This is a genomic window from Terriglobus sp. YAF25 (genome assembly GCF_052113305.1).
Taxonomy (GTDB): Bacteria; Acidobacteriota; Terriglobia; order Terriglobales; family Acidobacteriaceae; genus Terriglobus.
Genome location: NZ_JBFRCY010000058.1, coordinates 1 through 10,401, shown reverse-complemented (window position 1 = coordinate 10,401; position 10,401 = coordinate 1). Strand labels below are relative to the sequence as shown.

At 56.2% G+C, this 10,401-nt stretch carries 6 protein-coding genes and 1 pseudogene; 6 read left to right on the top strand and 1 reads right to left on the bottom strand.

Features of this window, described 5'->3' with window-relative positions:
• The 3 genes and pseudogenes from AB4043_RS03760 to AB4043_RS03750 all read left to right on the top strand — a co-directional run.
• Window positions 1-658 (top strand): annotated as a pseudogene (locus AB4043_RS03760) (hypothetical protein); the annotation flags it as partial.
• A complete protein-coding gene (locus AB4043_RS03755; RefSeq protein ID WP_442300412.1) occupies window positions 655-2,733 on the top strand; it encodes a prenyltransferase/squalene oxidase repeat-containing protein in 2,079 nt (692 codons plus the stop codon). The pseudogene AB4043_RS03760 and the gene AB4043_RS03755, both read left to right, overlap by 4 nt.
• Entirely contained in the window at window positions 2,730-2,954 is a 225-nt protein-coding gene (locus AB4043_RS03750; protein ID WP_442300413.1) for a hypothetical protein, read from the top strand. Before AB4043_RS03755 ends, AB4043_RS03750 begins: the two co-directional genes overlap by 4 nt.
• Here the strand turns inward: AB4043_RS03750 and AB4043_RS03745 are convergent.
• Window positions 2,947-3,372 (bottom strand): lasso peptide biosynthesis B2 protein, encoded by a 426-nt coding sequence (locus tag AB4043_RS03745; RefSeq protein WP_442300414.1) that lies wholly within the window; start codon window positions 3,370-3,372, stop codon window positions 2,947-2,949. The two genes, AB4043_RS03750 and AB4043_RS03745, sit on opposite strands and share 8 nt — an antisense overlap.
• A 652-nt stretch (window positions 3,373-4,024) precedes the next feature.
• On the opposite strand from AB4043_RS03745, the gene AB4043_RS03740 reads away from it, so the two are divergent.
• The 3 genes from AB4043_RS03740 to AB4043_RS03730 form a co-directional block, all read left to right on the top strand.
• Window positions 4,025-5,014, top strand: a complete 990-nt coding sequence (locus AB4043_RS03740; protein ID WP_442300415.1) for a substrate-binding domain-containing protein — start codon at window positions 4,025-4,027, stop codon at window positions 5,012-5,014.
• Between the two features lie 204 nt (window positions 5,015-5,218).
• Window positions 5,219-8,698, top strand: coding sequence for a carboxypeptidase regulatory-like domain-containing protein (locus tag AB4043_RS03735; protein WP_442306525.1), 3,480 nt, complete (start codon window positions 5,219-5,221; stop codon window positions 8,696-8,698).
• Window positions 8,699-9,020: 322 nt separating this feature from the next.
• Window positions 9,021-10,401, top strand: a 1,381-nt coding sequence (locus AB4043_RS03730; RefSeq protein WP_442306524.1) for an alpha-amylase family protein, incomplete at its 3' end; no start/stop codon positions are given.

The window sequence follows — 10,401 nt, the reverse complement described above, 5'->3', positions numbered from 1 at the left end:
GCGCACGGTCTTGTGCCGGTTGAACCTCCCCGCATTTCACGCTGCTGCTCTGGTAAAGGCCGGCGAGGCCATCCTTTTGATGGGTCCTAAGGGAGCTGGAAAATCGACCCTCTCTGCTGCACTACAGCGTTCAGGCTGGTCTCTGCTTGCTGATGATCTGGTGCGGGTGATCTGCTGTGACGAAAGCATAGTGCGTGCACTCCCCGGATTGCGTCGTAACAAACTACGCCTCGACAGCCTGCAGGCACTTGGACACTCACCCGAGACGGCTCAGGAGCGGTGGGCGAGGACGCTGCCAGGCGACTTCGACGAACAATGGGATGAAAAGCTATTGCTTCCTGCAGCAATCCCGGAAGACGAAAATGCCTCATTCCGGATTGCGGCTGCGATTTGTCTGCTTCCACGCAGCTTATCTCTCGGAAGCCCGGAAATACGAACGTTATCCGGCCAAAGTGCCGTGCTACACCTCGCCAGGCATCTGATCCGCGATCCATTGCCGCCTAATGCTCCACCTCTTGCTGCTGGACGGATGATGAGTCATCTGGTTTCTCAGGCCAGTATCCTGGAACTGCAGATGCCGGACAATCTTTCTCTTTTGAGGCAATCGGCAGAGGCATTTGCGAAGAGCTTACAGCTTTGCCTGTCGAAGCAGTCATGAGCGGCAGCAAGAACTCCTCGATCGTTGCTGGTCCCTTTCTAGCCGCCGAGGGATGTCTTCAGTTTCTTTGGCCCGTACTTTCCGGGTTTCATCTTGACGAACAAACGCGTGAGAGCATCCATCACGCCGCTCGACAGCTTGCGCCTATTCCGAGGCTGGCCCTTGAACTCAGATTGAATGCGGGAGCGCAAACTCCTGATCTGCACCAGATGGTGCAGCCATACGGCGACGACGATGATGCTCTCACGTGGTTCCTGCAAAGCCGTCCTTCGCTTCAGTATCCACCGCGGCTACGAGAATTTGTCGCGTCAGGAGAGAGCGACGACTCTCAGGCCAAGCCAACACGCGCTATCTTCTTCGAATGGGATTTCGATCGTTTGCATCAGCCGGCCTCGGTCTTTCTTCCCGTCGATGCCAAGTTCCCGGCCTTACCGGCACTGTCGCTCCATGATCTGCGGATGAGACAACTCCGGGCTCTGACGACAACTGGGCAAATTTCGGAAACCGCCGCGGCCAGCCAGGAGGCTCCTCCCTGGGCGCCTGCGATGCAGGACAATGTTTCAGTAAGTCACATCGGCTCCATGCCCTCGCGTGGTGATCTTCTAAGGGTCAACTATCGAAACGTACGCCAATCAAAGCTCGGTCTGCTGTTACAGGAAATCGCCTGGCCCGGAGAGACACAGCCTGCGTTCGAGTTATTCGACGAACTCGTCGAGATAGCGGACACCATCACGGTCGCCATCAACTTCATACACCGCCGCCCGACCAAAGATATCGGCTTCGAGATCATGTTCGATGAACAACCGTCTTCCGAACCGCGCTGGCAACAGTTGTTCATGCTCCTGGGGAAACTTGGAATCTGCTCCGAAGTGGAAGCCGCTTGCCTGCTGAAAGTTGACGGCCGGTTGTATCCCTATATGCCGAAACAAACGTGGCCGCTAAGTTGGTTACTGGCAACGGAACTCCGGTCAGGCGATGCAGTCCCGTATGTGGAGCGTGCACTGTCACACCTCAAGGTGACTCTCTCTGCCGAGGGAAAAATGATGGCGAAAGCGTATGTCAGTGCTCAGCATTGCTGGTCTGACACGCCACCAGCAGATCCGGTCGCCATTTCCACTTCGCATGCGCCCTGCCTGTCGGCCACTGTGAGCGCCGCGATCAAATTTCTATTAAGTCGCCAACACCAGAGCGGTTGGTGGACCGAGTTTCGAACAAACTTAGGCCCAAGCGACGAATGGGCCACGGCGTTTGTTGGTTATGCTCTAGGTTGCATCGACGATGCCGATGCACGCAGAGGGGCAGAGGATGCAGTCAACAAATTGCTGCGCCGTCAGCGAGCCGGTGGAGGGTGGGGTTGGAACGGCTGTCTACCTCCTGATGCAGACTCAACAGCATGGGCAGTGCATTTGTTCCGACGGATGGGCTATGAGGGGATGGCATTGGTACGCGCCATGCAGTTTATAAGCGCACACCTTTTGCAGTATGGCGGGATATCAACCTACCAAGCAGGCGTATCTGTTGAGTACCGCGGCCATGCGGCAAAAGAGAATGACGATGGGTGGCAGTCCGAACATCTCTGTACCGCGGCCAATGTAGCGCCTTTACTGGGACGCCTTCCCATGAGACGGCTCTGTGAAACCCAGAATGATGACGGCTCCTGGACGGCCTACTGGTGGCAGTGTCCTGCGTTGTCTACCGCTCTCGCGGCTGAGGCGCTCGCCTCCGTGACTGAGTATCGCGCATCGGTCGATCGTGCGATTCTCTGGGCCTGGTCCTACAGGCCATCCGCACCAAGTGCCTGGATCGATGCCTGGATCATACGGATATTGCGGCTGGGCAATGCGTCAGACCAGCAGGAAGCCCACCGCCGAGCTGAAGCGTTAGCCTGTCGTCAACTGGAGGACGGTAGCTGGCCGTCGGGTACAGACATCGTGAGTACTGACACCGACGACAGGAGTGGCGCCACTGCCCGCCATCTTGAGGAGCCCTACCGGATTTTTACAACGGCGGCTGTTTTGATGGCCCTCACAGCATTGGGGGTACAACCAACGACTGCAGAGGATACGCAACCATGACGCTAAAGCGCGTGCAGAATGCGATCCGATTTCTGGCAAGCCTCAGGTCAGGATCTATCACCGGTGCTCATGATCCAGCGCAGGTGATGGCTTTCGATGAAGATGCTCTTGTTGGTTACGCCGCATCGTGCGGTTATGAAGTGGATGCTGCTTCTATTGCAGAGGCATTTCGCGCGCGGATGCTGGTCCGTGAAGCCGAGCGGCGTAAAGCCGTCAAATGACCCGCGCGATCTCAGAATACTGAGTCGCTATCGCGCCACCGGTAACATCGACATCTCCTGCCTCAAGCCAGGCATGTGCCAGCAATTTTCTCTCCTCACCACAACGCACACCGAAGTGAATCACGCTCGACACGTCTCTCCGCTTGAGCATCATGCGCGCAGCCAGGGCTTGTGGAAGGCACTTTGATTCGAAGATCGCCACGCGAGACGCCCGTCGTACGACAACTGCCACCTCCTCCGCAATCCTGCGCTGTTCAGCGGCAAGTCCCTGGGCCGGTGATCGACCAGGACCGTTGGGCGGAACAACGACTCCAACCCACCCTGCCGCCGCGCGAAATGGGACAACAAGCAATGCCGCCCGTGTAGCGGCAAGCAGCAGGAAGGCCTCGGCGATCATGCTTTGCTCGTTCCATGGCATGTAGCAGAAATCTCGAATCTGCCTGAAAAGCTTAAACAAGCGCCGCTTCGAAAACGATGATGTCAGCGTTGTCATTTCGCTTCATCTCTTTACATGGCTTCAACGGTCGAATAGATACAGCACCATCTTAGTATCACGGCATCACGCTAGAGCGTCTTCTCTGTTGCTGGGCATCTCGGAAGAGCGTGCAGTGGCGTTTTCATTGCGCAAAATGCCCATAGTATGCGGAAGCCGTACACCGCACCCACAAGGAAAATGCTCATTACCTGAATGGCTTACAACTGAAACGAAACCTCCTGTCGCCCGCATGCCCGGAATTTCTCCTGATTGCTCCGGCTCATATGTGCGGAACCATACATGACACGCACAGGGAAATACGCTCACCGTCTCAAAAAGGGTATCCGCTGATTCCAAACTACTTAGCTTTCCTCATCCAAATTGGAGTAATATCTGGCTCCCACGCGAACGAGGACGTGGGTGTTCACCTACTGCGGAGGATAGAGGATTTTTCCTGTAGGTGTAGTACGGGGCTTGTGCATCTATGGGCGTTTTGCCCAATGAAAACGCCCGCTGCACGCTCCTCCCGGGATTCCGAGCAACAGGAAAAATGCTCTAGTGCTGTGCTTCACAACAGAAGTTCCGGAGGTTGACGATGATGACGTTGAGCAAACGGATTTTTTTAGCGCTTTTGACGGTGGTGCTTCCCTTGCTTACGGGCTGCACCCGGCATAGTAAGAACGAGCGGTATTACCTGATTGCCACAAACACGGAAGTGCCGTACTGGAAGTCGGCCGCGGCGGGGCTTGCAGCGGCGGGAGCGGAATATGGGGTCACGGTGGACACGCGTGGGCCAGCGGGTCTAAATCCTCAGGCCGAGGTGGATGAGTTCAAAGCAGCGGTGGCAAGCAAGCCTGCGGGGATTCTGGTCTCGGTGGCGAGCTCGAGCCTGATGGCGCCAGAGATCGATGCTGCCATCGCGGCAGGCATTCCGGTGATTACGATTGACTCGGATTCGCCGGAGAGCAAGCGGCTGTACTTCATTGGAACCAATAACCTTGAGGCGGGTAGGCTGGGCGGAAGGCGTCTGGCGGCGCGCCTGAATGGGAAAGGAAATGTCGTGTTCTTCACCAATCCGGGGCAGCCGAACCTTGAGGAGCGATTGAAGGGCTATCAGGACATCCTGAAGGATTTCAACGGGATCAAGACCGCGGAGGTCTATGACATTAAGGCGGATCCAGGTAAGGCGCTGGATCAGGCGATGGTGTACCTGGCGCGGACGGGTGCTGCCAAGATTGACGCGTTCATTTGCCTGGAATCAAGGTCCGGGGCGAACGTAGCCGAAGCCCTCAAGCGGCGGAGTGCGACCGACCGGGTGCTGATAGCGATGGATACGGACACCGATACGTTGCAGTTGGTGGGGGATGGAACGATTGATTCGACCATCGCCCAAAAGCCCTACACGATGGCCGTTCTGGGGCTGAAGGCATTGGACCAAGTCCATCACTACCCCGTGAAGCCAATGAGTGGAGACTATTTTCTGGATCCAAACTCTCCGTTCCCGGTGTTTGTCGATACGGGAGAGGCGCTGATCGATAAGACGAACCTGGATCCCATTTTGAGGAAACGAATCGCGAACCAGTAGACGGCGAGCGCCGGAAGGGTGAGAACTACTACCATGTTTTTGTAAAATATGCAATAATAACTAGCTGCAGCCTTGATACTTTGCGAGGGCTGCGTGGACAAACTGACGCACGGGGCGCTCCGCAGGCCCCGTTACTGCAACGCCCCAACAGCAACAGGACTGCGCACTCCGTACGAACGCTTGCCCAAGCGTCGAGGAGTGCCAATGAAAAATCCAGTCAGTCTGCTCAGCAAGATAACTTTTCTCTTAGGCGTAGTAGCCTTCATTCTTGCTCTCACATATCAAAGCGCATACGCCCAGGAGACCGGACAGATCTCAGGGACGGTAACCGACCCGTCGAGTGCGGTTGTTCCAAATGCCGCCGTCACCATCACGAACCTGGGAACAAATGCGGTTCGCTCCGTGGCGACTAACAGTGGCGGTACTTTTGTAGTCACGGGCTTGCAGCCCGCTACCTATGAGGTCGCTATTAAGGCCAGTGGTTTCCAAGCGTACACGACGCGTGTTGAGGTCACGGTTGCGGCCAAAGTAACGGCGGATGCCAAGTTATCGGTGACCCAAGCCACCAGCACCGTAGAGGTGACCGCTGAGGGGGGCGCACAGGTAAACACGCAGTCACAGGAGTTGTCGCAGATCGTAAATGCAACCCAGGTCTCGCAAATGCCTAGTCTTACGCGCAACGCTTACGACTTTGTAGCGCTCGCAGGCAACGTATCCGCCGGCGACAGTACAAACAGTGGAGATTCGAGAGGCGTTTCAGGCGGGTCGAGTGGAAATTCACAGAATGCTACCACGCGCGGCGTCGGATTCAATGTGAACGGCCAACGGTCCAGCGGTACTGAGATTCTTCTGGACGGTGTTGAAAACATCAGCGTCTTCACGGATGGCATAGGAGTCTATGTGCCGATCGATGCGACGCAGGAATTTCGTGTTCAGACCAGCAACTTTGAGCCTCAGTATGGTCGAGCATCGGGTGGAATCGTCAACGTGACAACGAAGAGTGGAACCAATGCATTCCACGGCACTCTATGGGAGTTCAACCGCCTTTCCGCCTACACATCGAATACGGTGTTGAATGCGCAGGCAGGTCAGCCCAAGGGAAAGTACACGCGTAATCAGTTTGGCTTTGCGGTGGGTGGACCCGTTGTCAAAGACAAGCTGTTCTTCTTCGGTAGCACGGAGTGGACCCGGGTCCGCAGTTCCGGAATCGCTTTTGCCGGAGTTCCCACGTCCCAGTTTCTTGCCCTTTCGGCGGCAAACACGCAAGCCTTCTTTACGGCTTACGCCGGCGGGAAGAACTTCAACTTCACGAACACCTACACTGCGGGGCAGCTTGGAATAACGGGGATCCCGGCCAGCACGCCGGCTTTTGGTGTCGTGGCGTATACCGCGCCGATCAACGCCGGCGGCAGTGTTCCGCAAAACACCTATAACATCGTCGGGCGGGCGGACTTCAACCCGAGCGACCGCACTCGGATGTTCTTCCGCTATGCAGACTATGAGGAGACAGATGCAAACGGTACATCGTTCGCGTCGCCTTACTCACAATACAACGTAGGCGCGGCCACCAGGGCTCGGGCCTATCTCCTGAGCGCATTTCACGAGTTCAGTCCCTCCGTGGCTTCGAGCACAAAGCTCAGCTTCAGCAGGTTCAACGCTCCCGTGACCTACGACACGAAATTACAGAACGTCCCAACGCTGATCGTTTCAGTGAATGCGCAGCTGCCAAAGACGAGTACGTTTATCCAACTGCCGGGCTTTTATGACTTCAACCCAGCGAATGGCGGCCTTCCGTTCGGCGGACCCCAAAACACGATCCAGATCAATCAGGATTTAAATGTGCAGAAGGGGAAACATTCCATGCAGTTTGGTGGACAGTATCTCTACCTGCAGGCCAATAACGCTTATGGTGCGTACGCGCAGGCCACAGAGCAGGTTGGCGTCAATCGGACGGCCGGATTGCAGAATCTGCTCACCGGCGATCTGTTCCAGYTCCAGGCCGCGGTGAATCCAAACGGCGCATTGCCCTGCGTACGCAATCCTTATACAGGCACGCTCACGCGGACCTCGGCCTGCTCCATCAACCTGCCGGCAACTCAACCCGTCTTTGCGCGCAGCAATCGTTTCCACGACTGGGCAGTTTACGCGCAAGACTCATACAAGCTGACGCCGAGGTTCACCTTTAATTATGGCGTGCGTTACGAGCACTATGGCGTGCAACACAACAACAAGAAGGATCTGGAGTCGAACTTCTACTATGGCTCGGGCGGAAATCTCTTCCAGAGCATTCGCAACGGTCAGGTATTTACCACGCCAAAGAGTCCTATTGGCGAACTATGGAAACCGCAGTGGGGCACGGTTTCGCCACGCGTCGGTTTCGCGTTTGACGTATTCGGGACAGGCCGGACTTCAATTCGTGGCGGCTTCGGCCTCAGCTACGAACGGAACTTCGGCAATGTCACCTTCAACGTGATTCAGAATCCCCCGAACTATGCTGTCGTCRTAGTCAACAATGTGCGTATTACTACCTCGAATGCTGGTCCGCTTGGTGGATCGTCGGGTAGTGTTCCGCTGCCACCCACCAGCTTGCGGCATGTGGATCAAAAYATCCGCACGGCGCAGACGCAGTTCTGGGATGCGGCACTGGAGCAGCAGCTGGCACGCAATACGATGCTCTCGCTGCAGTATGCCGGCGCTCGCGGACTCCATCTCTATGACATCAAGAACATCAATGCCCTGGGTTCGGGCAATGTGCTTCTTGGCGACCCAAGAACAGATAGCAGTGGGAACACGGGGCTCACAAGGCTGACGAACCAATACTCCAACATCAATAACCGGGGCTCCAATGGCGACTCGTACTACCAGGCAATGAACATCCAGTTCCAAAGTACGAATCTCCACAACTCCGGGTTGAGCCTGGTGGCAAATTACACGCTCGCGCATCAGATAGACGATCTGAGCACGACATTCTCTGAGACCAACAACGCGTTCGCGCTTGGATATCTGCAGCCATTCAATCCCGGTTTCGATCGGGGCAACGGGGATCTCGACATCCGTCATCGTCTGGTGGTCGCCCCTATCTTCCGGACGCCTTCCTTTGCCGGCGGCAATCGCTTCATGGCGCAAACAGTGGGCGGTTGGCAGGTAACGGGTATCTATACTGTCCGCACGGGTACGCCGTTCACCTACTTCGACAGCACGAACAATAACAGCGGCTATCAAGTCGCGCGGTATACACCACTCGCCGGCAAGGTCCCACAACACACCTTCAAATCAATCCCGAATGGCCAGAATGGCGGCGGACTGAACAGCTACGTCATCGGCAACCTTCCGCCGGCCGTCTCCTTCTCTAATGCTGCGCTGGGCGGAATCTCCGATTGGGGCCCGTTCCCTGCGACCATGGTCTCCCGGAACAGCTTCCGCGGACCTGGCGCGTGGACCTTCGATGCGTCTGTCAGCAAGACCTTCCCCATTCATGAGAAGGTCAACATCGAGTTCCGTGCAGAAGGCTTCGATCTTCTCAACCATCACAATCTTTTCATCCAGCAAGGTCTGAATGATGTTGCTAACGTCAACCCGGGAGATCCTTTGCCGGTCACCGCGTCCAAGGGCGGTATCGGCAACAATAGTGGAGCCAACGACGAACGCCGCTTCGGTCAGTTCGCGCTGAAGATTAACTTCTAACCAGCTTTGATTTCGTCTGCAAAGACCGATGCCTTTCGCGAGAGGGGCATCGGTCTGAATTTCACCTTCCTGCTGCGCCGCAATATCTTGCGAGTCTCTACGAATCTCACCTACACCTTGCACTAAGTTTGCGTGTGAAGACGGAGCGACATTCGCCCTTCTTTGCACAGAAATGCTACAGTGGGGCCGCCGTCGTGCACCCATTGGAGCAACCGTGATAGATGATCGCAACGAAATCACCCGGAGAGACTTTCTTCTTTCTGCCACGATGATCACTGCATCCTCCGCGACTGGTCACTCGCAATCCTTTTTTGGTGCGTTGATGGAGCAGGACGCTAGCCGTCAGGGTCAGCCGAATGGCGGCTGGTACGACAGGCCCATGCGATGGGCTCAGATCGCTTTTGCCGAAGATGATCCTGGCAATTACGATCCGCAATTCTGGCTGGACTACTTTAAGCGTCTGCGCATTGATGCGGTGACTCTGAACGCCGGCGGAGCTGTTGCGTTCTATCCCACACAGGTTCCTTTTCACTATCGCAGCAAGTGGCTCAGGGATATGGATACCTTTGGCGACCTGCAGAGGAGTTGCCGCGCGCTCGGTATGGTCGTCGTTGCACGGACGGACGCTCATGCCTGCCATCAGGACGTCTATGACGCGCATCCGGATTGGATCATGGTGGGTGCGAACGGAGATAAGATTCGTCATCCGTCGGATAAAGACTTCTGGTTGACCTGCGCTCTGGGACCGTACAACTTCGACTTCATGACCGCAGTTCACGAAGAGATCATGACGAAGTACATGACCGGCGGCATCTTCACGAATCGATGGGCAGGATCGGGCATGTGTTACTGCGAGCATTGCCAACAGAACTTCCAGGCTTTTAGCGGCATGGCGCTTCCTCGCACCCACAATCCTCAGGATCCGGCGCGGCGGCAATACATCCTCTGGCGGCAGCAACGGCTCTTTGAGCTTTGGCGGCTGTGGAACGAAAGAATCCAGCGCATCAATCCCAACGCAAGCTACATTGCCAACGCAGGCGGCGGCGCCTTAAGCGAACTTGATATGAAGACGGTCGGCGACCTGGCGCCGACACTCTTCGCCGATCGTCAGGGACGATCAGGCCTTATGCCTTCCTGGGCCAACGGCAAGAACGGTAAAGAGTACCGCGCCACGCTGGGCCGCAAAGCGATCGTCGGCATCTTCAGCGTTGGACTGGAGGAGAAATACCGTTGGAAAGATTCTGTACAGAGTGACGACGAAATACGAATGTGGGTTGCGGATGGCATCGCGCATGATCTCCGCCCGTGGTTCACGAAGTTTGACTGCAAGGTGATCGATCCGCGCTGGATGCCCGTCGTGGAAGACATCTACAAGTGGCACGCAGCGAATGAGACCTACTTGCGTAACGAGCAGCCGCTTGCCAGGGTCGGTCTTGTGTACTCGCAACAGACTGCCACGTACTACGGAGGCGACGAAGCGCGCGCTAAAGTCGAGGACCCAAGTCTGGGTTTTTATCAGGCACTCGTCGAGGCGCGTATCCCATTTGAGATGGTTCACGACCATCTGCTCGATCCTGAGCACATCCGTCCATTCCGCACGCTTATCCTCCCCAATATCGCGGCACTCTCTGCCGAGCAGTGCAAACAGCTTGAGACGTTTGTGCGAGATGGCGGCGGCCTGATCGCCACCTATGAGACATCGC

Excerpts from the sequence above, each read along its gene's own strand:
- AB4043_RS03755 (WP_442300412.1), top strand. The coding sequence starts at position 655 with ATGAGCGGCAGCAAGAACTCCTCGATCGTTGCTGGTCCCTTTCTAGCC.
- AB4043_RS03750 (WP_442300413.1), top strand. The coding sequence starts at position 2,730 with ATGACGCTAAAGCGCGTGCAGAATGCGATCCGATTTCTGGCAAGCCTC.
- AB4043_RS03745 (WP_442300414.1), bottom strand. The coding sequence starts at position 3,372 with ATGCCATGGAACGAGCAAAGCATGATCGCCGAGGCCTTCCTGCTGCTT.
- AB4043_RS03740 (WP_442300415.1), top strand. The coding sequence starts at position 4,025 with ATGATGACGTTGAGCAAACGGATTTTTTTAGCGCTTTTGACGGTGGTG.